The organism is Janthinobacterium sp. SUN100, assembly GCF_030397705.1.
GTDB classification, from domain to species: Bacteria; Pseudomonadota; Gammaproteobacteria; order Burkholderiales; family Burkholderiaceae_D; genus Janthinobacterium; species Janthinobacterium kumbetense.
In genome coordinates, this window is record NZ_JAPUBU010000006.1 from 157,904 (window position 1) to 182,485 (window position 24,582).

The following is a 24,582-nucleotide window of genomic DNA, read 5'->3' on the forward strand; positions in this document are numbered from 1 at the left end:
CCTGCGCCGTCGGTACCGCGTCGTTACAATCTAGCGGCGCGACGAGGAAAGCAGCAGACCGAACAGCACGCCGACGACGGCGCCCGCGCCCACGGCTTTCCAGGGATTGTCCTGTACGTATTCGTCGGTGGCCTTGGCCGCCTTCTTGGTACGTTCGAGCAAGTCTTCTTCCAGCTTGATCAAGTCTTTCTTGGCCGTTTCCAGGGTGGCGATGAACTTGTCCTTGACGGCTTTGACATTCTCGCCCGTCTGATCCTTGGCGCCATCGAGCCAGCCTTCCGCTTCATCGATGACGGTCTTCAAGTCGCCGACCAGTTTGTCGCGGGCCTTGTCGGCGTCGGCGAGGATGCTGTCGCTGCTGGATTTTCCGGTATGTATCGAGCTCATGTATTACCTCATGGAAGTGAAACTGCACAGTGAAATACCAGTGTAGGCAGCTGCGGCCAGGCTTGTCTTGCGCCGCCTCAAGGGCTGCCGCGGCGCAAGGGTCATTGCTTAACGGAAAGCAAAGTCCAGTACCACGCCCGCAAATACCGCCGCTCCTAGCCAGTTATTATGCCGGAATGCCGCAAAACACGGCATACGCTCGCGTGCGCGGATCAAGGTGTAGTGATAAACGGCGCAGCCGGCCGCCACCAGCAAGCCCGCGACGAACCAGTAACGCAAGCCCAGATACCAGCCGCATGCCAGCCACAGCAGCAGGAAAACGGCATAGCAGGCCATGACGATGGCCACGTCGTAGCGGCCAAAGGTGATGGCCGAGGTCTTGATGCCGATCTTCAAGTCATCGTCGCGGTCGACCATCGCGTATTCCGTATCGTAGGCCACGGCCCAGAAGACATTGCCCAGCAGCAGCAGCCAGGCGACGGCGGGCACGGCATCCGTGATGGCGGCAAAACCCATGGGAATGCCGAAGCCGAAGGCGATGCCGAGATACGCTTGCGGAATCGCAAAGAAACGCTTGAAATAGGGATAGGTGCCGGCGATGATGACGGCGGCCACGGACAGCTGCTTGGTCAGCGCATTCAAGGGCAGGATCAGGCAAAAGGCCAGCACGGTCAGCACGCCGGCCACGGCCAGCGCTTCCTTGCCGCTGATGCGTCCGCTGGTGATGGGACGCTCGGCCGTGCGCTTGACGAATTTGTCGATATCCTGGTCGGCGTAGTCGTTGATGGCGCAGCCTGCCGAGCGCATCAGGAAAGTGCCGAGGGTAAAGATGAGCAGCAGCCGCCAGTCCGGCACGCCCTGCTGCGCCAGCCACAGCGCGCACAGGGTAGGCCACAGCAGCAATACGGTACCGATAGGCTTGTCCAGCCGTATCAGGCGGAAATACAGCGCCAGCTTGTTCATGGAAGACTCGATCTTGTTGAAGAGAAAGGTCGATTATCGCAAATAGTATGTAAATGTACTATTTTGCGCCTGGGGCGCTAGTCTTCGTCCTCGCACAGCGGCGTAATGCCGGGCAAGTTGCAGCTGGCGATGGCCGCGCACAGGGCGTCGATGGCGGCCTTGCGCGTGAAACTCTTGCGCCACAGCATGACCACGCGGCGCGAGGGCACGGGGGCGGCGAAGGGCCGGTATTCGAGCATGCCGTCGGTGGCGTGCATATTGGCGACGGAGGCGCGCGGCAAGACCGTCAGGCCGATGCCGCTGGCCACCATGTGGCGGATGGTTTCCAGCGAGGAACCCTCAAACGTGCGCTGCATGCCATTGCCGGGCGAGGAAAAACGCGCCATTTCGGGGCACACTTCCAGCACCTGGTCGCGGAAACAGTGGCCATTGCCCAGCAGCAGCATGGTTTCCGATTTCAAGTCTTGCGCGGCGATTTTCTCGCGCGCCGTCCATGGATGCTGGCGCGGCATGGCGACGACGAACGGTTCGTCATACAGTTCCTGCATGGCCATGCCGTGTTCGGGCAGGGGCAGGGCCATGATGGCCACGTCCAGTTCGCCCTGGCGCAGCAGTTCGAGCAGGCGAACCGTGAAGTTTTCCTGCAAGATCAAGGGCATCTGCGGTACCTGGTCTATCATGGCCTTGACCAGGGGCGGCAGCAGGTAGGGGCCGATCGTGTAGATCACGCCCAGGCGCAGGGGGCCGGCCAGCGGGTCCTTGTTTTGCTTGGCGAGTTCCTTGATGGCGGCCGTCTGTTCCAGCACGCGCTCGGCTTGCGCAATGATCTGCGCGCCCAGGGGCGTGACGGAGATTTCCGCGCCGCCCCGTTCGAACAGGACCACGCCCAATTCGTCTTCGAGTTTCTTGATGGCCACTGACAGGGTGGGTTGGGCAACGAAGCAGGCTTCGGCGGCGTGGCCGAAGTGCTTCGCTCGCGCGACTGCAACGATATATTTCAGTTCAGTCAGTGTCATAGGTTGATTGAAACACAGGAAGTACTTACTTGCAATGAATGAAAGGTGGCGCAAACGTGAAACTGTGGCGCCGATGGCGTATTGTAGCGGATCGCCCCCTATAATGCGGGACCGGGCGTCGAAGGGAGATGGCGATGGAACTGCGGATGCAGGCGCTGGAAGCGGCGATCAATTACTGGCGTGCCAGGCAACCGGCGCGCGGCAACGAATATGCACTGTCGCCGCCCGTCAGCCGCCTGGCCGGCGTGTATGCGCTGATGATTTATTACCGGCAAGATCGCATCGCCGAAGAGACCCTGGAACCGGCCGTCGTGGCCCTGATCGATGCCTGGCGCCGGGATGCCGGCGGCATCCAAGGCGATAGCCACGCCTGAGTGCGACCATGGCGTGACCCCATTTAACCCAACCAGAGATATCCATGCCTGATTTTGAAAACAAACTGTGCGGCCGCGACGAATTGCGCGCCCGCGCCGCGGCCCTGCCGAAACCGGTGGTAGTGACGAACGGCGTGTTCGACATTTTGCACCGCGGCCACGTGACCTACCTGGCGCAGGCGCGCGCGCTGGGCGCCTCGCTGATCGTTGCCGTGAATACCGATGCCTCGGTGAAACGCCTGGGCAAGGGCGATGACCGTCCCCTGAACAGCTGCGAAGACCGCATGGCCGTGCTGGCCGCGCTGGAAGCGGTGAGCCTGGTCGTGCCGTTCTCGGAAGACAGCGCCCTGGAAGTGGTGCAGGATATCGAACCGGAAATCTATGCCAAGGGCGGCGACTATGACATGGCGGCCATTCCCGAAGGCAAGGCCGTGCTGGCGTATGGCGGCCAGGCCGTGGCCATCGATTTCGAGCATGACCGCTCGACCACCAAGCTGTTGACGAAAGTGCGGACGCAGCAAGGCTGAGGAAGCTCGTCAATGTTTCCATACAGATAAAAAGACGTTACTATGAGAACTGCCAGGGCTGCGACTTCGTTTCGACAGCCCCAGCACGTTACACCGTCTGAATGCATTGCTAGTCATAGAAAATAAATGGATCATAAAACTTCTGGGGATTGGCCACTGCCTTCCGGCGCCTGGCACGTGGATGACGAGGGCGCGTGGACCATGCAGCGCAGCGCGGATGGTCAGAACGTCTCGCCCTTGGTGAGCCATGCCGATATCGGCAAGCTGATGCATGCGCGGCGCCTGCCCGCAGCCGCCGGTGCGCCCGTGCGCCAGTTTCCGCCCGAATTTGCATTCGACCCCGCCTCGGGCGCGGCCTTGCAAGTGCCGCCCGACACGGCCGCCACGCCGCCCTGGGTGCCGCCCTACGGCGCATCTCCCGTCAGCGACGTGCCGCCAACGGGCCCGTCCGGCTTGCGCCAGGCCAGCGCGCCCCTGAAACTGGCGGACCAGCGCGCGCGCGAAGAGCATGCGCAGGCCGATGTCTCGCTGCCCATGCCGCCGCCCGGCGAATACGAATTCTTTTCCGCCCAGTTCGGCACCAGCGCGCCCGCGCTGCTGGCGCTCGACCCGCGCAAGGCCGTCTTGCACGCCTGGCTGCCCGCCTCGAAACGCTGGCTGGCGCTGGACCCCGACTATGGCAGCTTGCTGGCCGAATCGGACCTGGCCCACGGCGCCTGGCGCGCCGAGCTGGTGCCGGAGTTCAATAGCGTGCTGGTCTTGCCGACCAGCCATGGCCTGGCCTGCATCCGTCCCGACGTGCCGTCGCTGACCTACGTGGTCGAGCACGTGGGCGGCGCGCCATGCGCGGCCGCGCCCGTCTGGTTCCAGAACCGTCTGTGGGCGCCGCTGCGCGACGACGATGGCCGCCTCCGCTTCGTCAACCTTGATGCGCAACAAAAGCCGGGCAGCGACGTGCTGCTCGACGGCCTGTTTGACCTGGGCGCCGTCAGCGCGCCCGTCGCCTACAACCGCATGGCCGTGTGGCCCTGCGCCAACGGCCAGCTGCGCCTGCAATTGCAGCCGGACGGCAACGTGGCCGCCTCGTTCACCCCCTGGCCCGAAGGGCTGGTGCCGCATTTCGAATTCGGCAGCCCGTACGTGTCGCGCGACGGCGGCCTGTGGCAGCTGTGCTTCGAGCGCAGCCGCGGCACCTATGTCTACGTGAAACTGGGCGCGCAGTCCGAACGGGCCGACGCGCTGGCGCCGCGCCTGTGCTCGGGCAGCTTCAATTACCGCTTCGCCACCAAGCTGAAAACGGCGCCGTGGGAAGAGCCGGAACACGGCGACGACGGCGGCAAGAACCAGGCCGTCATGCCGCTGCTGGAATCGAGTGTTGGCAACAGCGTCTTCGGCGTGAAGTTTGCCACCAGCGCCGGCCTGTCGAGCGTGCTGCGTTCGAACGATCGCCTGGCGGCTCAGCTGGTGCAGGACGACGAATTGCGCGAAAACGTGTTCCATACCTTTGCCGTCAGCGAACCGTGGCGCGTGCGCCTGTTTGTGCATGAAGGTACGCTGTGGGCTTACCACCCGCTGCTGTCGCGTATCGATGGCTGGGCCTTGCAGGCATGAAAGCGCGCGTCCTGATCGCGGCTGGCGCCGTCTTCCTCGCCTTCGCCAGCGCCAGCGCGCAGGCCGCCGGCATCCAGCAAGCGTTCCTCGTGCAGAATTCGGGCTGGATGGAGCCGTTTTACACGGATGAACACTCGCAGCTGAAAGCCCTGGTGGGCGCCGTGGCGCAGGCCGCTACAAACCCGTCCGATAAAGTGTATACCCTGGCCTTCAGCCAGAGCAGCGGCGCGCACGTGTCGCCGTCGCTGCTGGGGCAAGGGCAGGGCGGCGCCGGCGTGGCGGGCCAGCTGGCCAGCCTGGGCCTGGCGCGCAAGGGCGCCGGCGGCGCGCTGGCCGACACGGATTTCCAGGAAGCCGTGACAAAAACCATCACGGGCCCGTTTCAGTCCGCGTCCGGCATCGTGTGGATCTTTACCAATAACAAGAACAGCCCGAACAACGACAGCCAGACGGCCGAGCGCAACCGCGATTTTTACCGCCTGCTGCACTTGGAACCGTCGATCACCAAGACGGTGGTGTTTCCGCTGCGCATGCCCGTGCAGGGCAAGCTGTACAGCGCCAAGGGTTTGATGGTGTATGCGCTCGCGTATGGCCAGCCGGCATCCGAGGCCTTGAACCGCATCCTGGCCGAAGGGCGGCTGTCGCAAGTGCTGACACGCCCGCCCGCGCGCCTGAAACCGGTGGACCAGGATGCCGTGCGCATCGTGCCGCAATCCGTCAAGAACAGCGCCAACGTGCACGCCAGCCTGGGCCGCGATGGGCGCACCATCGTGCTCGACGTCGATGCGGCGAACCTGGTGCCGCAAGTGGTGCTGCAGGCCTCCTTGCAAAACATGTTTTTCCCATACGTGATCGACAGCGCCAGGGTGCATGCCAGCCTGGCCGGGCAGAACGCGCCCTTGCACGTTGCGCCAGATCAAATCCGCCAGTTGCAGCCGGGCGCCAGCCAGTCCGTGCAAGTGCAGTTCGCGCTGCCGATGGCGCAAATTCCGTCGCCGTGGTCGGCGCAGGCGATCACCGCCATGGGCAAGCAGGTGCTGCTGCCGATGCAGGCGCAGGTGGGCCTGTCGGAACAGCGGCTGGCGCTGGCGTCCAGCTTCGGCAAGGATTTGCAGGAATTGTTCCCTGGCGACCCGATTTCCGGCATGTTTACGCCGCCCGACAGCGTGCGCGCGTCGCAGGCGACGATACCGCTGCTGGTGCGCATCCAGTATCCGCTGCTGCCCGTGCTGGTGATACTGGGCGGCGTGCTGGCGCTCGTGCTGGGCTTGCTGGCGCTGGGCCTGGTCAGCACGCGCGCCACGCGCTACAAGGTGATGGCCGACGGCGTGCAGCGGCAAGTGTTATTAAAACCATTTAAAAGCGTGCAGATCCGCGACGATGACGGCCGCGACATTGGCGAACTCAAGCGTGGCTTGGGCAAGCCGTCCGTCGTGCGCGTGGCCGAAGGCCATATCTTGACCCTGGCCTGAACACAGATTCCTTAAAAATTCCTTCCATTCAATAGAGGCATACCATGGCGCAAGACACTCCGAAAGACAATGCAGGTTTCACCTTGCCGGCCCCGGTAACGGCCCCGGCGTCGGCGCCGCCCGCCGCGGACGCTGCCACCGCGGCCAGCGCCGCCACCGCAACGACCGAAGCTGCGCCCGCGTTTGATGCTGCCGGCACGACCGATACCTCGTCGCGCGACACCCTGGTCGGCGGCGTGGTGCTGTTGCTGCTGTTCATCGCCTTTTTCTTTGCCAAGAATGCCTATGCGAATGGCCTGGTGGCCAAGCGCGTGCCGCCGAACAAGGCCAATGCCTCGGGCTGGTGGCTGTTCATCTTCCTGGCCAGCCTGGCGACGGGCGTCGTGCTGGCTGCCGTGAATGCGCATAAATTCCTTGCGCCACTGTTCATGGGACCGCTGGTGCTGGTGGGCCTCGTTGCACTGTTGTTGACCTTTACTTCCAGCCGCCGCTAAGAACACGCCGTTGCACGCATCATCGAAGGAATCACCATGGCAGAGAACCTGAACCAAACCATCACCGGCGGCGCCAGCGAGCGCAAGCAGGATAAGATCATCGAACTGCGCCCGACCCTGTTCATCGGCATCGGCGGCACGGGCATGCAAGTGCTGATGCGCGTGCGCCGGCGCATCCTCAACACCCTGTGGGGCGGCGCGGGCAACCGCACGCGCATCGAGGGCTTGGCCGACTTTCCCATCGCGCAATTCATCCATTTCGACCTCGACAATGGCGCCGTGATCGAAAGCGGCGAGTCGCAGGCGAAGGACTTGCAGTTCGACCAGGTGAAGTTCACGGATGACGACAAGGTGGTCGAATCGTTCGACATGGACAAGTACAGCCGTGATGAAGATTCTCTGGAGAAATATCCGCACATCAAGGAATGGCTGCCTTTGACGCCGCAGCGCATCCGCGAATTGCGCTTCGACATGAGCAGCGGCGCCGGCCAGATCCGCGCCGTGTCGCGCCTGTATTTCTTCGACAAGTACGCGAAGATCCGCGACAAGATCCGTTTGAAACTGAAAGCCCTGAAGGCGGGCCTGTCGCACGAGCGTCAGCTGGCCGAACTGGGTTTGCGCATGGAAACGAACCGTTTCCGCATCGTCATCGTCGGCTCCGTTGCGGGCGGCACGGGTTCCGGCTCCTTCCTGGACATGGGCTTGCTGGCGCGCTGGCTGGCGCGCAGCGAAGTGGGCGCGGCCGACGTCGAGCTGATGCTGTTCTTGCCGACCGGCTACACCAAGGCCAACAAGGACCGGGTCGAAGCCAACGGCTACGCGGCGCTGATGGAGCTGGAATCGGCGATGATGGGCAACAAGGGCTATGTGGGCCGCTGGGATGCGTATGACCGCCCGGAACTGACGCGCGAACCGTACAGCGAGGTTTACCTGATCGATTCGGGCAATCTTGCCCAGCAGCACACCAAGGATGTCAGCGACGTCTACCACATGGTGGCCGATTCGCTGTTCGAGGATTTCGCCTCGGCCGACTTCGCGCGCGCCAAGCGTTCGATCGCCGTCAACCAGGCGCAGCACAAGAATTCGCTGTACAACGCGCCCGTGCCGCAAGACCGTTTCGGCGACATGCGCCTGTATTTCTCGAAACGCTTTTCCTCGTTCGGCATGGCCGTGCTCGATACGCGCCAGGAAGCGGCGCGCGACGAGCGGGCCCACCGCTGGGCCGGCGCCATGCTGCAAGCGTTCTTTGGCGTGGGCGGCACGGATGCGGGCGCCAACCGGGCCACGGATACGCAACGCGACAATTTCCTCGCCGCCAATATGTTCCTGAAGGGCACGCCGTTCAGCGATTTCCCCGAGTTTTCCGACAAGAGCATCGAACTGAAGCGCTCCAGCGGCGACTTCATCGATTTCCGTGTCGTCGACGAATTGCTGGAAGACCGCCACGGCCACTTGCTGGCCGGCGTGGAAAACCGCGTCAACACGCGCATCAACGATATCCGCACGGGTTTCGACCGCAGCGAATGGCCGGCGCAGGTGCGCGACGCCATGAAGCATTTGGAACGCGACGCCGTGCGCGACCAGGATTCCACGGCCGACACGACGGAAGACCGCATCAGCAAGCGGCGCCGCGAAGTGCTGGAAGACGTCAAGAAAGTCGTGCGCGACCAGCTGTATGGCTATCTTGATAATAAAGAATTCGGCGGCCTGGAATACGTGCTGTCGCTGGTGGAACAGATCAAGGACCGCATCGAGGCGCCGGGCAGCGGCTTGACGGCGCAAATCGGCAACAATGCCGAGCGCTACCGTGAAATCAAGGAAGCCGTGCGCTCGCGCGAATACGAGCGCCTGTTGAACAACCTGGAACAGACGCGCAGCACCTTCGGTTTCCTCAGCAATGGCGAAAAGCAGGCGGGCGTGGTGATGGACCATTTGCGCACGGAAATGGCGAATGCGCTGAAATTCCATCTGCGCGCCAAGGCGGCGGACGAGTCTGTCCTCCTGCTGGGCGAGCTGTCGCGCTGGCTGGGCAACCGGGTCGGCGTCGATGCGCAAGGCCGCGCCCAGTGGAATGGCCTGGTGGGCGAGCTGCAATCGGGCCGCGAAGGCGTGCTGGCCATGCTGACGGAGTTGAAAACGGCCAATACCATCCTGCAAAAGGACCTGGACAAGGAACACGCGACCCTGATCGTCATTCCCGTCACGGAAAAAGACATCGCGCTGCCGTCGGCGGCCACCTTGCGCCAGTGGGCCGATGAAGCGTTCAAGGACATGGGCGGCTCGAAAGCGCTGTTCCCCATGTTGGGCGAACCGGCGCAACGGGCCTTGATCCTGGCCAAGGTCACGCGCATGGCGGAAAACATGATCGCTACTGCCGGCCTGGCGGAAGGCGCGACGAGCACGCCCGACCCGTTGTTCGAAGCGCTGGAACAGATGGATGTGTCCGAACGCCTGGACCGCTTCCGCAAGCTGCTGGCCTGCTCCATGCCGTGGATCGACGCCAACATGGCGGGCGACTTCACGGTCGTGTCGGACCAGTTCAAGTGCGTGATCGGCGTGGCCAATGCGGCCGCCTTCAAGGCGAAGTTCGGCGCCGAGCTCGAATCGTGCGTGCCGACCCAGGTGGGCATCACGGTGAGCCAGCTGGAAATCGTCGAAACGGGCATCCGCGGGCGCGCCGTCTGCTATTGCGAACTGGCAGGCGTGCCGATGACGGTGCTGCGCGGCCTGGAAGGCTGGCGCACCAGCTACCGCAAGGAAGGCGACAACGACAAGGCGCCGACCCACACGCATATTGATCCAACGCAATTCACGCACCCGATCGCGCCGAACACGGACGAGATGAAGCGCCTGGCGGAAGACTTCGGCGAATTCCTGCAAGCGATCATGCTGGGCGTGCTGACGCGCCACACGGGCCGCGTCGTGCCGCCGGGCCAGTACCAGTTTGCCGTCGAGCCGGGCGACTTGCGCCGCATCGGCAACGAACGGGCCATCCGCCAGAACGGCATGCCCGCTTCGTACGAGAAAAATATCGCCCTGCGCATCGAAGAAAAATTGACGGCGCTTGACGCCGTGCAGACGGCGGCCATGGCGGCGCTGGCAAAATACTACGAGCGGGGCGTGTATGCGCCCAAGCTGGTGGCGCAGGCCGATGGCTCGCAGCTGCCCTACATCGGCTTTGGCAGCGCCATTTCCGCCGAAGTGGGCACGCGCCTGCGCGAGTCGGCGCGCCGCAAGGGCATGGCCAGCGACGAGCTCGACCGCACGGTGCAAGCCTTGCTGGGCCGCCTGAAGGAGTGGGCGAACGTCATCGGCGATTCCGATAGCGACGCCTACGACTGGGAAGTGCGCGAACCGGAAGCGGACGGCCAGCCACGCCTGAAGTATGCGATCAAGCCTGAAATGCTGGAAGCGGGGCGCCTGGAGCAATTGCTGCGTCCGGCCGGCGCGGCGGCTGCGCCGGCGGCGGCCGCGGCCGCGTTCGGCATGGCGCCGCCACCACTGGGCGGCATGCCGCCGCCGCTGGTGGAATACCAGTACTTCCTGGGCATCAACGGCCAGCAGCAGGGACCATTCACGGCCCAGCAGATCGTGCAGTACGTGCAGGCGGGACAGGTCGTGCCAGCCACGACCAAGGTGTGGCGCGCCGGTTTGCCGGCCTGGGCCGACCTGGCCCAGTTCCCCGAACTGGCGCCCTTGTTCCTCGGCGCGCCGCCACCGTTGATGCCGCCGCCCTTGTGAACGCTGGAATGACGTTGGAATGAAGGATTAGTTTTGGATATCTGCAACAAATGCAAGACGGGCCTGTGGACCGTTGTCAGCCATTGCCCGTACTGCGGTCACGCCATGGCGGGCGCTGCCAAGCCAGCCGCGGCCGTGCCGCCGCCGCTGCCCGTCCCTGCGCCTGCGCCGGTAGCGCCGCCACCTGCGCCCAAGCCGCCGCCCGTGCCGGTGACGCCTGCGCCTGCGCCGAAAGCGCCGCCGAAGCCGGCGCCAGTACCGCCACCGAAACCGGTGCCGCCGCAAGCGGCGCCGAAGCCCGTGCCCGCGCCTGTGCTTCCACCGGCGCCTGCCCCGGCAACACCGGTGCCGCCGCCACCGCCGCGCAAGTGGCTGCGCTGGCTGGGCGCCGCCGCTGTGTTGGCGGCCGTCATCGTCTACATGAATGGCAAGCCGGGCGGCAAGAATGAATCGGCTTGCAACGACGCCATCGACAGCGGCTTGAAGCTGGTGGCAAATGGCAGCCTGGACGGCGCCCGGCAAAAGCTGGCGACGGCGAAGAATGTGTGCACGGGCAAGTCCAGCGCCAAGGCGGACGATTTGCAGGCGGCGATCGGCAAGGCCGGCGCCGCATCGGGCAGTTGCCAGCGGGGCGTGCGCGCCATCGAACGCCATATTGATGGCCATCAATTGCAAAGCGCGGCCAGGGGCATCGCCGCGCTCGACGCCGATTGCGCGGGCGCTGCCAGCGTGGATTCCCTGCGCAAGCAGCTGGCGCGCCAGCAAGCGGCTGCCGCGTCCGTGCTGGTGGGCGTGCGCCAGGCGCTGGACGGCAAGGATGCGACGGCGGCCGGCAATGGCATCGCCAGGCTGGAAGCCATCGACCGCGAAGCGGCGGAATTGCCGCAGTTGAGGGCCGAGGTGCAGGCGCTATCGGCGCCCGCGTCCGTCGCTGCACCGGTCCCGGCGCCGGTGGAAACGGCACCGGCCCGCGTCGTGCCCACGGAACCGGCGCCCGCGCGCGCGGTCGAACGATCAGCGGTGGCCGAACGCCGCCCGCAGGAAACGGCGCCCGTCGACAGCGGCGCGGCCATGCGCAGCGAGATGGCGCAAGCGTTCTTGCGCGATGCCGAGCGTTCTTTGCTGGAAGGTAAGTTCGATGCGGCCAAGACGTATCTGGAAAGCGCGCGCCGCGTCGATCCGGGCAATGCGCGCATCGACAATCTGTCGCGCCGCATCCGCGAGCGCGAACGGCAAGTGTTGCAGACGGAAACAACGATCAATTAGTCATCTGGAGAGTCACCATGCTGAATCACACCACCTTGCGGACGGCCGCTGCGCTGACCATCGCGGCCATGCTGGCCGGCTGCGCCACGGCGCCGATGAGCCCGAACGGCGTGCGGCAGGACAGTTCCTATCCGCAAGGTGGCGCCCAGGCGGCCACGGATGAGGACCCGTGCAGCGTGGGCGCGACGGCCGCTGCGGGCGCGGCCGTGGGTGCATTGCTGGGTGCGCTGGCGGGCGGCAAGAATGGCGCGCTGAAGGGGGCCGCCATCGGCGGCGGCCTGGCGGCGGCCGGTTGCCTGGCCATCAATGTCAATTCGCGCCAGACCAAGACGGCGGCGCAAGCGGACCGCGACTACATCCGCACGCGCGGCGCGCTGCCGCGCGAGCCGCAAGTGGTGTCGTACACGCCGCAGCTGAGCGCGTCGACCGTCAAGCGCGGCCAGCCGTTCAAGGTCAATTCCGTGGTGGAACTGGTCAACGGCAGCGCGCAAAGCGTCAACGACGTGCGCGAAGAACTGGTGGTGCTCGATCCGCAAGGCCAGCCTTTCAAGTCCGGTTCGAAAGCCTTGGCCAGCAGCAACAAGTCGGGCGGGCGCTTTGAAAACTCGTTCGAGCTGACCTTGCCGGCCGGCGTGTCGCAAGGCGTGTACGGCGTCAAGACGAATTTGTACGTGAACGGCAAGCTGGCCGCCACGCGCGACTTGCGCACGCAGCTGGTGATGCTGGACGACAATAGCGACGTAGCGCAGCAATTGGCGCAGCGGTAAAGGAAGATTGCAGGAGTCTCAACATCTCATCCAGTCGTAGCGAGCGGCGATGATTTGTGGCCGAGAAGCGCAGCGCTACTTTAGTAGCGCGAGCATCGCCGGCCGCAAAGCGCGCCGCGCAGTAGACTGGGTGAGGTGTCAGCTACGCGCCCCCCTGGTATCCGTGCTGGCGCCACGCTTCATACACGACGACTGCCACCGTGTTTGACAGATTCAAGCTGCGGTTATCGGGGCGCATCGGCAGGCGGATACGCTGTTCGGCAGGAAAGCCGTCGCGCAAGGCCGGGTCCAGGCCTTTTGTTTCCGAGCCGAACACAAACACGTCGCCGGGCAGGAAGGCCACGTCGCCGAACGGACGCGAGCCGCGCGTCGTCATGGCGAACATGCGGGCCGGGTCGGGCTGGGTGTCGGCCAGGAACGCTGCCCAGTTCTTGTGCACCTTCATGTTGGCGTAATCGTGGTAATCGAGGCCGGCGCGCTTCATCTTGGAATCGTCGAGCGGAAAGCCCAGCGGTTCGACCAGGTGCAGCTGCGCGCCCGTGTTCGCGCACAGGCGGATGACGTTGCCCGTATTGGGCGGGATTTCAGGTTCTACCAAAACAACGTGAAACAAAATGCTCTCCTCATATATATAGCGAATCTGATGCGGTTCTAGTGCGGCGGCGTTCGCGCCACGACCAGGATGCTGACCCTGGCCGCCCCTGCGCTTTTGCAGGCGGTGGCCAGCGCGTGGACGGTATGGCCGCTGCTCATCACGTCGTCGACGATGCCCACATGGCATCCTTGTAACAAGGCCCCATGTTCGGGCGCGATGGCAAACGCGTGCGCCAGGTTGGCTTGCCGTTCCTGCGGCGCCACGCCGCTTTGCGCCTGGGTTTCGCGCACGCGCAGCGCCAGGCGCGGCTGTAAAGGCACGTCCAGCAGGCGCGCCAGCGGACGGGCAACTTCCAGCGCCTGGTTAAAACCCCGTTCGGCCAGCCGGGCCGGGCCCAGCGGCACGGGACACACCAGCTGTGGTGCTTCCCACGCTTGTTGTTGCTGAATGGCAACATACAGCAGTTCTGCCAACAGGGGCGCCAGCGCCAGGCGCGCGCCGAATTTCAGCTGCAGCAGCAACTGGTCGACGGGCGCCGCATAATCAAACGCCGTGACGGTGGCGTCATACGCGGGCCGCTGGCGCACGCAGCGTCCGCACAGCAGCGCCGCATCGTCGAGCGGATTGGCGCACTGACGGCAGCGGGGGCGTCCTTGCGTCAGATATTGGGCGCGGCAGGGCGAACACAGCACTTCCGGGCAGCCCATGCCGCACAGCGCGCATTGCGCCGGCAGCACCGTGGCGCCCAGCCACAGTCGCAGCGCCTGCCAGGCGGCGTCAAGGCGGTGCCGGGTGGCGGTCCGCATCGCGATGGCGTCGTTCCATGTACACTGCCGACATTATCTCACCTCACCCGATTCAACATGCCAGTTCCCACCAGTCCGCCCAAAATGAGTGCGCCCATCGATGCGGTGCAAGTACGCGATTTCTTTTCCCGTCCGGCGCGCGTCGCGCCGTCGGACTTCCTGCGCCGCGAAGTGTCGGCACGCATGCACGAGCGCCTAGAGCTGGTGAAAATCACGCCGCACCGTGTGCTCGACGCGGGCTGCGGTCCCGGCGCGGATTTGGCGCAGTTGCAAAAGGATTATCCCGCAGCGCAGATTATCGGTCTCGATGCAGCGCAAGCGATGATGCAGGCGGCGCGCGCGCCCGCGTCGAAACTGGCCAGCCTGAACCAGTTCCTCAGCAAACTCTTGCCGGCCAAGGCGGGCGTGGATTTATTGTGCGGCGACCTGGGCGATCTGCCGCTGGCGCAGGGCAGCATCGACCTCGTGTGGTCCAATCTGGCGCTGCACTGGCATGCCCAGCCCGACCGCGTGTTTGCCGAATGGCGGCGCGCGCTGCGCCTCGACGGCTTGCTGATGTTTTCCTGTTTCGGCCCCGACACCTTCCGCGAAGTGCGCGACGCCTTCGCCGAAGCGGACTTGTACCCGCACGCCTTGACCTTCGTCGACATGCACGACTTTGGCGACATGCTCGTCGAGACGGGCTTTTCCACGCCCGTGCTGGACATGGAAATCATCACCGTCACCTACGACACGGCGGAAAAAATGCTGGCGGACGTGCGCGCCTTCGGCGGCAACCCGCTGACCACGCGCCGGCGCGGCCTGATGGGCAAGGCGGCCTGGCAGCGCATGCTGGACGCGCTGGAAAAGAGGCGCCGTCCCGATGGCAAGCTGGGCCTGAGTTTCGAGGTGATCTATGGCCACGCCTTCCGTCCCGCACCGCGCGTGACGCGCAATGGCGAAGCCATCATCCGCTTTGATTTACCGCGCAAGCCTAAATAAAAGCATAAAGAAACCGACACTTGGTCGCCATCCGCGCATGGATGTTGCAGCAACCGTTGCAAAGCGCGCGGCGGCCGGGAGAAGGGCGCGCACAAAGCCGATTATTGCTTGATGGATTCAAGTTTACTTGATTATAATCGTTGATTGTTTGTCAGCTTGTTAAGTAGAAAAAACAAGGGCTGCATACAAAATAAAAAAAACAAAGCAAGACTAATTCGAAGTTACTGCATTAGTATAGTAACCATCTTCCACACGAGGCCATTTCAGTGTGGGGAAGAAAAACAGGGTTCCAGCATGGTTGCGCGCCGCCGTTTTTGCTGCCGCAGCCAGCATGGAATTCGCTGGTGCTTGACGCACATGGCCGCATTCCGGCCGTGTTGCTTTCATGGAGGAGCGGCAGCGGTCCAGTACGGAGAAGTCCGCAGCCGTTTAAAATATCATTATTTTTGGGTGGTTGGGGAAAACATGACACATGCAAAGCGACTTCAATCGTTGCTGCTCGGGCTGTCTTTGACAGCGTTTGGCATCGGGCGATGGGCCACGGCGGCACCGGCTGCCAGCACCTATCCCGGCACCGGCGGTCCCGTGCCGTTCGAAATGAATCTGCAACCGCCGGCGACACAGATCGCCCATGAAATCTACGATTTGCACACCCTGATGATGATCATCTGCCTGGTGATCTTCGTGGCCGTGTTCGGCGTCATGTTTTATTCCATCTTCAAGCACCGCAAGTCCCTGGGCCACAAACCGGCCACTTTCCACGAAAGCACCACCGTCGAGATCGCCTGGACCGTCGTGCCTTTCCTGATCGTCATCGGCATGGCCCTGCCTGCCACGCGCACCGTCGTCGGCATGAAGGACACGTCGAACGCCGACATCACCATCAAGGCCACCGGCATGCAGTGGAAATGGGGCTATGACTACCTGAAAGGCGAGGGCGAAGGCATTTCCTTCCTCTCCAACCTGGCTACGCCGCGTTCGCAAGTGGGTGCGCCGGGCGCGCCGCCGACGGAAAAACGGGGCGAAAACTACCTGATCGAAGTCGACAATGAAGTCGTCGTGCCGGTCAACAAGAAGATCCGCGTGGTGCTGACGGCCAACGACGTCATCCACGCCTGGTCCGTGCCCGCCTTTGGCGTCAAGCAAGATGCGATTCCCGGTTTCGTGCGCGACACCTGGTTCAAGGCCGACCATATCGGCACCTTCCGCGGCAATTGCGCCGAACTGTGCGGCAAGGAACACGCGTTCATGCCCATCGTCGTCAAGGTCGTCTCGGCAGATGATTACAAGGCCTGGGTTGATGTAAAACAAAAGGAAATGGCCGCATTGGCTGATGATCCAAGCAAGGTGTGGACCATCGACGAATTGAAGGTCAAGGGCGAGAAAGTGTATGCGGCCAACTGCGTGGTCTGCCACCAGGCGACAGGCAAGGGCGTGCCCGGTGCGTTTGCGCCGCTGGATGGCTCGGCCGTGGTGAACGGTCCGAAAGCGGATCAGATCCACGTCTTGCTGAACGGGCAAAAGAGCGGCAAGTATCCCGCTGAAATGCCAGCATGGAAACAGCTGTCCGACACGGAAATTGCCGCAGTGATCACTTACACGCGCAATAGCTGGTCGAACAAGGCCGCAGAGAACATCGTTCAACCAGCCGAAGTCGTGGCTGCACGCAAGTAATTAGGAGCCGCAGATGAGTACTAGCACGAGCACGAGTACCTTGGACCACGCCGATCACGACCATGCCCACGATCACCCGACCGGCTACCGCCGCTGGCTGTTTGCCACCAACCACAAGGATATCGGTACTTTGTACCTGTGGTTTTCGTTCATCATGCTGCTGTCGGGCGGCGTACTGGCCCTGATGATCCGTACGGAACTGTTTCACCCAGGCTTGCAATTTTTCCACCCAGAATTTTTTAATCAACTGACCACCATGCACGGCCTGGTGATGGTGTTTGGCGCCATCATGCCGGCCTTCGTCGGCTACGCCAACTGGATGATCCCGCTGCAAGTGGGCGCATCCGACATGGCGTTTGCCCGCATGAACAACTTCTCGTTCTGGCTGCTGCCGCCGGCCGCGCTGCTGCTGGCCACGTCCTTCCTCGTGCCGGGCGGCGCCACCGCCGCCGGCTGGACCCTGTATGCGCCGCTGTCGACGCAGATGGGCCCTGGCATGGACATGGCCATTTTTGCCATGCATCTGATGGGCGCCTCGTCCATCATGGGTTCGATCAACATCATCGTCACCATCCTGAACATGCGCGCCCCTGGCATGACCCTGATGAAAATGCCGATGTTCTGCTGGACCTGGCTGATTACCGCGTATCTGTTGATCGCCGTCATGCCGGTGCTGGCTGGCGCCATTACCATGACCCTGACGGACCGCCATTTCGGCACGTCCTTCTTTAACGCGGCAGGCGGCGGCGATCCCGTCATGTACCAGCACATCTTCTGGTTCTTCGGCCACCCTGAGGTCTACATCATGATTCTGCCGGCTTTCGGCATCGTCTCGCAGATCCTGCCCGCGTTTGCCCGCAAACCCCTGTTCGGCTATGCCTCGATGGTGTACGCCACGGCTTCCATCGCCATCCTGTCCTTCATCGTCTGGGCGCACCACATGTTTACTACCGGCATGCCGGTGACGAGCCAGCTGTTCTTCATGTACGCGACCATGCTGATCGCCGTGCCGACGGGCGTGAAAGTGTTCAACTGGATCGCCACGATGTGGAAGGGTTCGATGACGTTCGAGACGCCGATGCTGTTCTCGGTGGGCTTCATCTTCGTGTTTACCATGGGCGGCTTCACGGGCCTGATCCTGGCCGTGACGCCGATCGACATCCAGCTGCAGGATACCTATTATGTGGTGGCGCATTTCCACTACGTGCTGGTGGCCGGTTCGCTGTTTGCCCTGTTCGCCGGCTTCTACTACTGGTCGCCGAAATGGACGGGCCACATGTACAACGAGACGCGTGGCAAGATCCACTTCTGGCTGTCGCTGATCACGTTCAACGTGACCTTCTTCCCGATGCACTTCCTGGGCCTGGCCGGCATGCCGCGCCGCTACGCCGACTATCCGGCGCAGTTCACCGATTTTAATATGATCGCCTCGATCGGCGGCTTCGGTTTCGGCCTGATGCAGGTGTACTTCCTGTTCTTCGTTGTCTTGCCGACCATCCGCGGCGGCAAGGCTGCACCGGCGAAACCATGGGAAGGCGCGGAAGGCCTGGAATGGACCGTGCCGAGCCCGGCGCCTTTCCACACGTTTGAAACGCCGCCTACCGTCAAGTAGTCATCCGCAAGTAATGCCAGTGTCACGGGCCGGCGCCGCTGCCGGCCCCTTTGAATAGAGTGCCTGCCATGACCGAAGTGAAAACTGAGCGCAAGAAACCGAACAACCTGCGTACGGGACTGATACTGGGGGCCCTGGCGGCCTTCTTCTTCCTGTCCGTCTTCGCCAAGCGGCTGTGGCTGTCGTGACGACGCCCCACCAACAGGAAACACGCGGCCTGAACCGCAAGATGCTGGGCAAGCTGCTCGTCATTGCCGTGCTGATGTTTGGCTTCGGCTATGCCCTGATTCCCGTCTACAAGCAGATTTGCGAAGTGATGGGCATCAACGTGCTGACGCAAAAAGATGGCACGGTGGCGTACGACAACAATACGCAAGTCGACACGACGCGCAGCATCACCGTCGAGTTCGATGGCAATGCGCAGGGGCCATGGCGCTTCCGCCCGACCGTGTCGAGCATGCAAGTGCATCCGGGCGAACTGGTGACCGTCATGTATGAAGTGGTCAACACGCAAAACCGCGTCGTCAATGCGCAAGCCATCCCCAGTTACGCGCCGCAGAGCGCCACGCCGCATTTCAAGAAGGTCGAGTGCTTCTGCTTCAAGCAGCAGACCTTGAAACCGAAGGAAGCGCGGCAGATGCCGGTGGTGTTCTTCCTCGATCCGGCCCTGCCGAAAGAGGTCAAGACCATCACCCTGTCGTACACGTTTTTCGAGATTGCCGGTCTGAGCCAGGCTCAGACGCCGGCCGTCCAATAGGAGAGTGTCATGGGCGAATCCGCCAAACCGGAAAAAGCGTCGTTCCTGTATTCGCTGCGGGCCGTCGTGTGGTCATTCACGGGTCTGCGCCGCAAGAGCGATTTCGACACGGATTCGGCCAAGCTCAATCCCGTGCACATCGTCATCGCCGGTTTCCTGGTGGTGGCTTGCCTGATCGGCATCTTGATTTCAATTGTTAAATTCGTCGTTTTATAAATTATAAAAAACCACCCTATAAGTTTTTGAGGAGATGATGATGAGTTCCAACCACGCCGCCGTACCCTATTATTTCGTGCCCGGCCCGTCGCGCTGGCCCATGCTGGGCGGCGCCAGCCTGCTGCTGACCATGATCGGCGCCTCGGCCTGGGTCAACGACGTCTCCTGGGGGCCGTACGTGAATTACCTGGGCATCGCCGGCATCCTGCTGGTGCTGTATTTCTGGTTCGGCGACGCCATCAGCGAATCGGAGCAGGGCCTGTACAGCGAGCGCATCGATCACTCCTTCCGCTGGAGCATGAGCTGGTTCATCTTTTCGGAAGTCATGTTCTTCGCCGCCTTCTTCGGCGCCCTGTTCTATGCGCGCAGCATTTCCATGCCGTGGCTGGCCGACCTCGACCACAAGGTGATCTGGCCCGACTTCGCTGCCCACTGGGGCAATACGGGCCCGGCCGGCACGGTGCAGGAATTCACCACCATGACGCCGTTCTGGATTCCGACCATCAACACGGCCTTGCTGCTGACGTCGGGCGTCACGCTGACCATCTCGCACCACGCCTTGCGCGCCGGCCACCGCGCCATGACGGCACTGTTCCTGTTTGCCACCATCGTGCTGGGCGCCATCTTCATGGGCTTCCAGGTGTATGAATACATCCACGCTTACAGCGAACTGAACTTGAAATTGACGTCGGGCATCTACGGCGCCACCTTCTTCATGCTGACGGGCTTCCACGGCTTCCACGTGACCCTGGGCGCCATCATGCTGTCCGTCATCCTGTACCGCGTGCTGAAAGGCCACTTCACGCCCGAGCACCACTTCGGCTTCGAAGGCGCCGCCTGGTACTGGCACTTTGTCGACGTCGTCTGGCTGGGCCTGTACGTGGTCGTGTATTGGTTATAATGGCGGGGCAGGGCGCGCGTGGTTGTTAGGCGCGCCGGCACCATAAAAAAAGCCGTATCGGGACATCCCGGGTACGGCTTTTTTCTTAGTATGAAGAATTTGCCAATCAGGCAATGTCGGGTGTTAATGAATTCCAGTGGGCTGGATGTAGCCCAGCTTGTGCGCCAGCAGGATCAGCAAAAACAGGGTGATCGACAAGCCCACGCGCAGGGCCAGCGCCTGCACGGTGCGGTTGCTCTTGCCCTTGTCGCGCATGAGGAAGAACAGGGCCGAGCCCAGGCTGCCCAGGATCAGGATGAAGGCAATGGCAACGAGGATTTTCATGGATGGTAGCGCCTGGCTTGAGGAGGTTTCATTGTAATGCGTATCCGCTTCCATTTTAGATGGATTCCATTTGTTGTAATGCTGCTACTGGTGGCGCTGGGCGTATCCCTGGCGCAATGGCAGCAGCGCCGTGGCGATGAGAAAGTCGCCCGCGCCGCCCGCCTGGAAGCGGGCAATGTGGCCGCGCCGCTGTCCTTGACGGCCGCGCCCCTGTTGCCGGCCGACGCGCAAGCGATCGAATACCGCAGGGTTACCGTCACGGGCCATTTTCTTCCCGCCTGGACGGTGTACCTGGACAACCGCCCCTACAAGGGGCAAGCGGGCTTTCACGTGCTCACGCCGTTCCAGATCGACGGTTCCCCCATGCACGTGCTGGTGGCGCAGGGCTGGTTGCCGCGCAACAATGCCGAGCGCACGCGCATCCCCGACTACGCCACGCCCACGGGCACCGTCACCATTTCCGGCATCGCGCGCCTGAATGCGGGCCATGTGATGGAGCTGGGCACGGCGCCGGCCCTGGCGCCGCACGCCATCGTGCAAAATGCCGATATCGCCCAGCTGGCGCAAGCCAGCGGCCTGGCCTTGCAACCTTTTATCCTTGAACAAACAGCTGATCCAGTCGATTCGGCAGCCACGACGCCAGCGTCCAGCCAGCTTCCCGTGCGCGACTGGCCGGCGCCGGACCTGGGCGCCGACAAGCACCGCGGCTATGCATTCCAGTGGTATGCACTGGCACTGATGGCTTTTCTATTTTTTGTCTTTACAGGATTTCGACGTGCAAACAAACAGCCCTGACGCAACGCAAGACAGCAGCAATAAACAGGTACAAGGACGGTGGAAACTGCTGGCTGTGGTGGCCGTATGCGCCTTTCCCATCATCGCTTCGTATTTCACGTATTACATCATCAAGCCCACGGGCCGCAACAATTACGGCGCCCTGATCGACCCCCGTCTGTACCCGATACCGGAAGCCCAGCTGCAGGTGGCGGAACTGGACGGCAAGGCCGCGCCGCTGGCCCAGTTCAAGGGCAAGTGGGTACTGCTGCAAACGGGACCGTCCGATTGCCAGGAAACATGCAAGAAGCAATTGTTTGACATGCAACAACTGCGCCTCATGCAGGGCAAGGAACGCGAACGCCTGGAACGGGTCTGGCTGGTGACGGATGCGCAGCCGCTCGACACCCTCGTGATGCGCGAATTCGACGGCACCAGCATGCTGCGCGTCAATAGCGACGCCCTGAAAGCGTGGTTGCCCGTGGAGGCGGGCGGCAAGACGAGCGACCATCTGTATTTGATCGATCCGCTGGGCAATCTGATGATGCGCTTCCCGAAAGACGCGGACCCGAACAAGATCAAGAAAGACATCGCCAAGCTGCTTAAAGCTTCGGCGATCGGTTGAGGGGACCGCATGCCGACGATGCATCTCTCCGCGCTGGCCCAGCTGGGCTTGACTGGTCTGCTGGTGGCGCTGCTGCCGCTGACCATGGTCTGGGTGTCCGCGGACGCCAACAAGTACCGCAAGCTCGTGTGGATCGCCGTCTTTTTGACGGTCGACCTGATCATGTTTGGCGGTTTTACGCGCCTGTCCGATTCCGGCCTGGGTTGCCCTGACTGGCCTGGCTGTTATGGTTCTGCCAATCCTTTCCTTGCGCACGAGCACATCGTGGCGGCGGAAACCCTGATGCCGACGGGCCCCGTGACGGTCGTGAAAGCGTGGATCGAAATGACGCACCGCTACCTGGCCATGGCCATTGGCGTCTTGATCGTGGCGATGATGGTGCAGGCGTGGCGCCAGTGGCAGAAAAGCAAGCGGCAGGAATTCGCTCCCGCGCTGCCGACGGCCCTGTTCCTGTTCGTCTGCCTGCAGGGCGCGTTCGGCGCGTGGACCGTCACCCTGAAGCTGCAGCCGGTGATCGTCACCATCCACTTGCTGCTGGGCATGGGTTTGCTGGCCATGCTGACGTGGCTGGGCGGACGCCAGGACCATGCCGTGGCGCCTATCAAGCGGGCCGATGCGGATGCTGCAGTGCTGCGCCCCGTGCGCGCGCTGGCCGTCATGTCGCTCGTGCTGTTGACGGTACAGATCGCGCTGGGCGGCTGGGTGAGCACCAATTACGCTACCCTGGCTTGCACGGATTTCCCCCTGTGCGGCGGCAAGGTGATTCCGGAAATGGATTTCGAGCATGGTTTCCATTTGTGGCGCGAGCTGGGCAAGACGGCCGCCGGCCATTACTTGCCGTTTTCCGCGCTGACGGCCATCCACTGGGTGCACCGCAATTTCGCCTTCATCGTGCTGGCCGGCATCGGCTATACCGTGTTTCGCGCGTGGAAACTGCCGTCCTTGCGCGGCACGGCCCGCTGGGTGGCGCTGGTGCTGGCCCTGCAGGCGGCCACGGGCCTGGCGACCATCTACCTGAGCTGGCCGCTGTCGATTGCCGTCATGCATAACGGCGGGGCGGCGCTGCTCGTGTTATTGCTGACCATGTTAAACTACAAGGCTAAATTCCAACTCGATGTAGCGCGGACACCTGCTTCCGCCGCCGCGCCAGTGCCCTCGGCACCAGCCAGTCCTTCCCGTACCGCATAAATGACTACTCAGACCATCAGCCGTAAACCTTCCCCCCGCATCGCCCAGTATTGGGCGCTGACCAAGCCCCGCGTGACGCAACTGGCCGTGTTTTGCGCCGTCATCGGCATGTTCCTGGCCAGCGAAGAGTTGCCCGACTGGCATGCGGTGGTGTTCGGCACCATCGGCATCTGGCTGCTGGCCGGCGCCGCGTTTGCCGTCAATTGCCTGGCCGAGCGCGAAATCGATGCGCGCATGGCCCGCACGGCGCGCCGCCCTATGGCCATGGGCGACATCACGGTGAAACAGACGGTGGTGTTCGCGCTGGTGATCGGCGGCCTGGGCATGGCGATCCTGTACCACCTGGTCAATCCGCTGACCATGTGGCTGACCTTTGTCACCTTTGTCGGCTATGCCTTGATCTATACCATGGTGCTCAAACCGGCCACGCCGCAAAATATCGTCATCGGCGGCCTGTCCGGCGCCATGCCGCCTGCGCTGGGCTGGGCGGCCGTCGCCAACGACGTGCCGATGCAGGCCTGGCTGCTGGTCCTGATCATTTTCGTCTGGACGCCGCCGCACTTCTGGGCGCTGGCCATGTACCGCCGCGACGATTACGCGCGCTCGGGCTTGCCCATGCTGCCCGTCACGCACGGCTTGAAGTTTACGCAATTCCACGTCTGGCTGTACTCGATCGCGCTGGCCGCCACCACCTTGCTGCCGTATGCCGTGCGCATGAGCGGGCTGATCTACCTGGCTTCTGCCGTGGTGCTCAACGCCGGCTTCCTGTATTACGCGTGGAAGATGTACCGCCACTACACGGACTTGATCGCACGCAAGGCCTTTACGTTTTCCATCATCTACCTGGCCTTGCTGTTCGCGGCTTTGCTGGTCGACCACTACATTCCCCTCGGAACATGAAAAAAACCCTGACACTGTTGCTGGCGGCCGCACTGGTCGCCGTCCTGGCCGGCTGCGGCAAGCCGGCCGCGCCCAAGCTGGCCTTCAAGAACACGGACGTGACGGGCCTCGGCTATGCGCGCGAGTTCGCGCTGACGGACCACACGGGCCACCCGCGCACCCTGGCCGACTACAAGGGCAAGCTGGTGCTGATGTTCTTCGGCTACACGCAGTGTCCCGACGTGTGCCCCACCACCATGGCCGACATGGCCCAGGTGATGCAGGAAATGGGTCCGCAGGCGGAGCAGGTGCAAGTGCTGTTCGTCACCGTCGACCCCGAGCGCGACACGCAGGAATTGCTGGCGCAGTACGTGCCCGCCTTCGACAAGCGTTTCGTCGGCCTGTATGGCGATGCGGCCGCGACGGCCAAGGTGGCCAAGGAATTCAAGGTGTATTACGCCAAGGTCGAGGGCGAGACGGACGAAAGCTACACGGTCGACCACACGGCCGGCACCTATGTCTTCGACCGCGAAGGCAAGATCCGCCTGTTCGTGCGCCACGGCGAAAAGCCGGCCGCCATCGCGCACGATCTTAAACTTCTGCTATCCTGACCTGGTCGCGCCCCCGGGCGC

26 protein-coding genes are annotated in these 24,582 nt (G+C 63.0%); 20 read left to right on the plus strand and 6 right to left on the minus strand.

Annotated elements, in window-relative coordinates; all coding sequences use genetic code 11:
* Window positions 1–30: 30 nt before the first annotated feature.
* From O0881_RS26350 to O0881_RS26360, 3 genes are all read right to left on the minus strand, one after another.
* Window positions 31–387: a DUF883 family protein gene (locus O0881_RS26350; RefSeq protein ID WP_099665471.1), complete on the minus strand. Its 357-nt coding sequence runs from the start codon at window positions 385–387 to the stop codon at window positions 31–33.
* Window positions 388–495: 108 nt separating this feature from the next.
* Window positions 496–1,350, minus strand: a complete 855-nt coding sequence (gene ubiA / locus O0881_RS26355; RefSeq protein WP_034784859.1) for a 4-hydroxybenzoate octaprenyltransferase — start codon at window positions 1,348–1,350, stop codon at window positions 496–498.
* 77 nt (window positions 1,351–1,427) lie between these two features.
* On the minus strand, window positions 1,428–2,366 hold the full coding sequence (locus O0881_RS26360) for a hydrogen peroxide-inducible genes activator (protein WP_099665470.1): 939 nt from the start codon (window positions 2,364–2,366) through the stop codon (window positions 1,428–1,430).
* Window positions 2,367–2,500: 134 nt separating this feature from the next.
* Here O0881_RS26360 and O0881_RS26365 point away from each other — a divergent pair, with 134 nt between their 5' ends.
* From O0881_RS26365 to O0881_RS26400, 8 genes are all read left to right on the plus strand, one after another.
* Entirely contained in the window at window positions 2,501–2,740 is a 240-nt protein-coding gene (locus O0881_RS26365) for a DUF3717 domain-containing protein (RefSeq protein WP_077399697.1), read from the plus strand.
* A gap of 44 nt (window positions 2,741–2,784) precedes the next feature.
* Window positions 2,785–3,267, plus strand: coding sequence for a D-glycero-beta-D-manno-heptose 1-phosphate adenylyltransferase (gene rfaE2, locus O0881_RS26370; RefSeq protein ID WP_251351044.1), 483 nt, complete (start codon window positions 2,785–2,787; stop codon window positions 3,265–3,267).
* A 126-nt stretch (window positions 3,268–3,393) separates the two neighbouring features.
* Window positions 3,394–4,878 (plus strand): hypothetical protein, encoded by a 1,485-nt coding sequence (locus tag O0881_RS26375; protein ID WP_289913626.1) that lies wholly within the window; start codon window positions 3,394–3,396, stop codon window positions 4,876–4,878.
* On the plus strand, window positions 4,875–6,350 hold the full coding sequence (locus tag O0881_RS26380; protein WP_289913627.1) for a hypothetical protein: 1,476 nt from the start codon (window positions 4,875–4,877) through the stop codon (window positions 6,348–6,350). The genes O0881_RS26375 and O0881_RS26380 overlap by 4 nt, the downstream gene beginning before the upstream one ends.
* A gap of 44 nt (window positions 6,351–6,394) precedes the next feature.
* Window positions 6,395–6,844: a hypothetical protein gene (locus O0881_RS26385; RefSeq protein WP_289913628.1), complete on the plus strand. Its 450-nt coding sequence runs from the start codon at window positions 6,395–6,397 to the stop codon at window positions 6,842–6,844.
* Between the two features lie 36 nt (window positions 6,845–6,880).
* Window positions 6,881–10,585, plus strand: coding sequence for a tubulin-like doman-containing protein (locus O0881_RS26390; protein WP_289913629.1), 3,705 nt, complete (start codon window positions 6,881–6,883; stop codon window positions 10,583–10,585).
* A gap of 33 nt (window positions 10,586–10,618) precedes the next feature.
* Entirely contained in the window at window positions 10,619–11,851 is a 1,233-nt protein-coding gene (locus tag O0881_RS26395; protein ID WP_289913630.1) for a hypothetical protein, read from the plus strand.
* Window positions 11,852–11,868: 17 nt separating this feature from the next.
* Window positions 11,869–12,618 (plus strand): hypothetical protein, encoded by a 750-nt coding sequence (locus O0881_RS26400; RefSeq protein WP_289913631.1) that lies wholly within the window; start codon window positions 11,869–11,871, stop codon window positions 12,616–12,618.
* Window positions 12,619–12,760: 142 nt separating this feature from the next.
* On the opposite strand, the gene trmL is transcribed toward O0881_RS26400, so the two are convergent.
* Window positions 12,761–13,231: a tRNA (uridine(34)/cytosine(34)/5-carboxymethylaminomethyluridine(34)-2'-O)-methyltransferase TrmL gene (trmL, locus tag O0881_RS26405; RefSeq protein ID WP_289913632.1), complete on the minus strand. Its 471-nt coding sequence runs from the start codon at window positions 13,229–13,231 to the stop codon at window positions 12,761–12,763.
* Window positions 13,232–13,269: 38 nt separating this feature from the next.
* Complete coding sequence (locus O0881_RS26410; RefSeq protein WP_289913633.1) at window positions 13,270–14,019, minus strand: ComF family protein; 750 nt, start codon at window positions 14,017–14,019, stop codon at window positions 13,270–13,272.
* A 57-nt stretch (window positions 14,020–14,076) separates the two neighbouring features.
* Between O0881_RS26410 and O0881_RS26415 the strand changes: the two genes are divergently transcribed.
* From O0881_RS26415 to O0881_RS26445, 7 genes are all read left to right on the plus strand, one after another.
* A complete protein-coding gene (locus O0881_RS26415) occupies window positions 14,077–15,000 on the plus strand; it encodes a methyltransferase domain-containing protein (RefSeq protein ID WP_289913634.1) in 924 nt (307 codons plus the stop codon).
* A 465-nt stretch (window positions 15,001–15,465) separates the two neighbouring features.
* Window positions 15,466–16,674 carry a cytochrome c oxidase subunit II gene (gene coxB, locus O0881_RS26420; RefSeq protein ID WP_230541519.1) on the plus strand — a complete coding sequence of 403 codons (1,209 nt, stop codon included), beginning with the start codon at window positions 15,466–15,468 and terminating at the stop codon, window positions 16,672–16,674.
* A gap of 13 nt (window positions 16,675–16,687) precedes the next feature.
* Entirely contained in the window at window positions 16,688–18,286 is a 1,599-nt protein-coding gene (ctaD, locus tag O0881_RS26425) for a cytochrome c oxidase subunit I (RefSeq protein ID WP_099665460.1), read from the plus strand.
* Between the two features lie 68 nt (window positions 18,287–18,354).
* Entirely contained in the window at window positions 18,355–18,474 is a 120-nt protein-coding gene (locus O0881_RS26430; protein ID WP_218965284.1) for a cytochrome oxidase small assembly protein, read from the plus strand.
* Complete coding sequence (locus tag O0881_RS26435; RefSeq protein WP_099409817.1) at window positions 18,471–19,043, plus strand: cytochrome c oxidase assembly protein; 573 nt, start codon at window positions 18,471–18,473, stop codon at window positions 19,041–19,043. Before O0881_RS26430 ends, O0881_RS26435 begins: the two co-directional genes overlap by 4 nt.
* Before the next feature lie 9 nt (window positions 19,044–19,052).
* Entirely contained in the window at window positions 19,053–19,259 is a 207-nt protein-coding gene (locus O0881_RS26440) for a DUF2970 domain-containing protein (RefSeq protein ID WP_077399736.1), read from the plus strand.
* A gap of 40 nt (window positions 19,260–19,299) precedes the next feature.
* On the plus strand, window positions 19,300–20,160 hold the full coding sequence (locus O0881_RS26445; RefSeq protein WP_099665459.1) for a cytochrome c oxidase subunit 3: 861 nt from the start codon (window positions 19,300–19,302) through the stop codon (window positions 20,158–20,160).
* A gap of 123 nt (window positions 20,161–20,283) precedes the next feature.
* Here O0881_RS26445 and O0881_RS26450 read toward each other — a convergent pair whose 3' ends face one another.
* Window positions 20,284–20,484, minus strand: a complete 201-nt coding sequence (locus O0881_RS26450; protein ID WP_034748996.1) for a twin transmembrane helix small protein — start codon at window positions 20,482–20,484, stop codon at window positions 20,284–20,286.
* A gap of 36 nt (window positions 20,485–20,520) precedes the next feature.
* Here O0881_RS26450 and O0881_RS26455 point away from each other — a divergent pair, with 36 nt between their 5' ends.
* The 5 genes from O0881_RS26455 to O0881_RS26475 are packed head-to-tail and all read left to right on the plus strand — an operon-like array spanning window position 20,521 to window position 24,561.
* Window positions 20,521–21,279: an SURF1 family protein gene (locus tag O0881_RS26455; RefSeq protein ID WP_289913635.1), complete on the plus strand. Its 759-nt coding sequence runs from the start codon at window positions 20,521–20,523 to the stop codon at window positions 21,277–21,279.
* A complete protein-coding gene (locus O0881_RS26460) occupies window positions 21,260–21,883 on the plus strand; it encodes a cytochrome C oxidase subunit I (protein WP_289913636.1) in 624 nt (207 codons plus the stop codon). Before O0881_RS26455 ends, O0881_RS26460 begins: the two co-directional genes overlap by 20 nt.
* Window positions 21,884–21,901: 18 nt before the next feature.
* On the plus strand, window positions 21,902–23,071 hold the full coding sequence (locus O0881_RS26465) for a COX15/CtaA family protein (RefSeq protein WP_289913686.1): 1,170 nt from the start codon (window positions 21,902–21,904) through the stop codon (window positions 23,069–23,071).
* Window positions 23,072–23,971 carry a heme o synthase gene (cyoE, locus tag O0881_RS26470; protein ID WP_070258805.1) on the plus strand — a complete coding sequence of 300 codons (900 nt, stop codon included), beginning with the start codon at window positions 23,072–23,074 and terminating at the stop codon, window positions 23,969–23,971.
* Entirely contained in the window at window positions 23,968–24,561 is a 594-nt protein-coding gene (locus tag O0881_RS26475; protein WP_289913637.1) for an SCO family protein, read from the plus strand. Before cyoE ends, O0881_RS26475 begins: the two co-directional genes overlap by 4 nt.
* The last annotated feature ends 21 nt before the right edge of the window (window positions 24,562–24,582 follow it).

What these genes read in the sequence shown, in the direction of transcription:
- O0881_RS26400 (WP_289913631.1), top strand. Translation starts at nt 11,869, where the DNA reads ATGCTGAATCACACCACCTTGCGGACGGCCGCTGCGCTGACCATCGCG.
- O0881_RS26350 (WP_099665471.1), bottom strand. Translation starts at nt 387, where the DNA reads ATGAGCTCGATACATACCGGAAAATCCAGCAGCGACAGCATCCTCGCC.
- O0881_RS26360 (WP_099665470.1), bottom strand. Translation starts at nt 2,366, where the DNA reads ATGACACTGACTGAACTGAAATATATCGTTGCAGTCGCGCGAGCGAAG.
- O0881_RS26440 (WP_077399736.1), top strand. Translation starts at nt 19,053, where the DNA reads ATGGGCGAATCCGCCAAACCGGAAAAAGCGTCGTTCCTGTATTCGCTG.
- ctaD (WP_099665460.1), top strand. Translation starts at nt 16,688, where the DNA reads ATGAGTACTAGCACGAGCACGAGTACCTTGGACCACGCCGATCACGAC.
- O0881_RS26475 (WP_289913637.1), top strand. Translation starts at nt 23,968, where the DNA reads ATGAAAAAAACCCTGACACTGTTGCTGGCGGCCGCACTGGTCGCCGTC.
- O0881_RS26465 (WP_289913686.1), top strand. Translation starts at nt 21,902, where the DNA reads ATGCATCTCTCCGCGCTGGCCCAGCTGGGCTTGACTGGTCTGCTGGTG.
- O0881_RS26375 (WP_289913626.1), top strand. Translation starts at nt 3,394, where the DNA reads ATGGATCATAAAACTTCTGGGGATTGGCCACTGCCTTCCGGCGCCTGG.
- O0881_RS26415 (WP_289913634.1), top strand. Translation starts at nt 14,077, where the DNA reads ATGCCAGTTCCCACCAGTCCGCCCAAAATGAGTGCGCCCATCGATGCG.
- O0881_RS26455 (WP_289913635.1), top strand. Translation starts at nt 20,521, where the DNA reads ATGCGTATCCGCTTCCATTTTAGATGGATTCCATTTGTTGTAATGCTG.
- O0881_RS26380 (WP_289913627.1), top strand. Translation starts at nt 4,875, where the DNA reads ATGAAAGCGCGCGTCCTGATCGCGGCTGGCGCCGTCTTCCTCGCCTTC.
- O0881_RS26410 (WP_289913633.1), bottom strand. Translation starts at nt 14,019, where the DNA reads ATGCGGACCGCCACCCGGCACCGCCTTGACGCCGCCTGGCAGGCGCTG.
- ubiA (WP_034784859.1), bottom strand. Translation starts at nt 1,350, where the DNA reads ATGAACAAGCTGGCGCTGTATTTCCGCCTGATACGGCTGGACAAGCCT.
- O0881_RS26365 (WP_077399697.1), top strand. Translation starts at nt 2,501, where the DNA reads ATGGAACTGCGGATGCAGGCGCTGGAAGCGGCGATCAATTACTGGCGT.
- O0881_RS26445 (WP_099665459.1), top strand. Translation starts at nt 19,300, where the DNA reads ATGAGTTCCAACCACGCCGCCGTACCCTATTATTTCGTGCCCGGCCCG.
- O0881_RS26450 (WP_034748996.1), bottom strand. Translation starts at nt 20,484, where the DNA reads ATGAAAATCCTCGTTGCCATTGCCTTCATCCTGATCCTGGGCAGCCTG.
- O0881_RS26430 (WP_218965284.1), top strand. Translation starts at nt 18,355, where the DNA reads ATGACCGAAGTGAAAACTGAGCGCAAGAAACCGAACAACCTGCGTACG.
- rfaE2 (WP_251351044.1), top strand. Translation starts at nt 2,785, where the DNA reads ATGCCTGATTTTGAAAACAAACTGTGCGGCCGCGACGAATTGCGCGCC.
- O0881_RS26385 (WP_289913628.1), top strand. Translation starts at nt 6,395, where the DNA reads ATGGCGCAAGACACTCCGAAAGACAATGCAGGTTTCACCTTGCCGGCC.
- O0881_RS26390 (WP_289913629.1), top strand. Translation starts at nt 6,881, where the DNA reads ATGGCAGAGAACCTGAACCAAACCATCACCGGCGGCGCCAGCGAGCGC.
- cyoE (WP_070258805.1), top strand. Translation starts at nt 23,072, where the DNA reads ATGACTACTCAGACCATCAGCCGTAAACCTTCCCCCCGCATCGCCCAG.
- coxB (WP_230541519.1), top strand. Translation starts at nt 15,466, where the DNA reads ATGACACATGCAAAGCGACTTCAATCGTTGCTGCTCGGGCTGTCTTTG.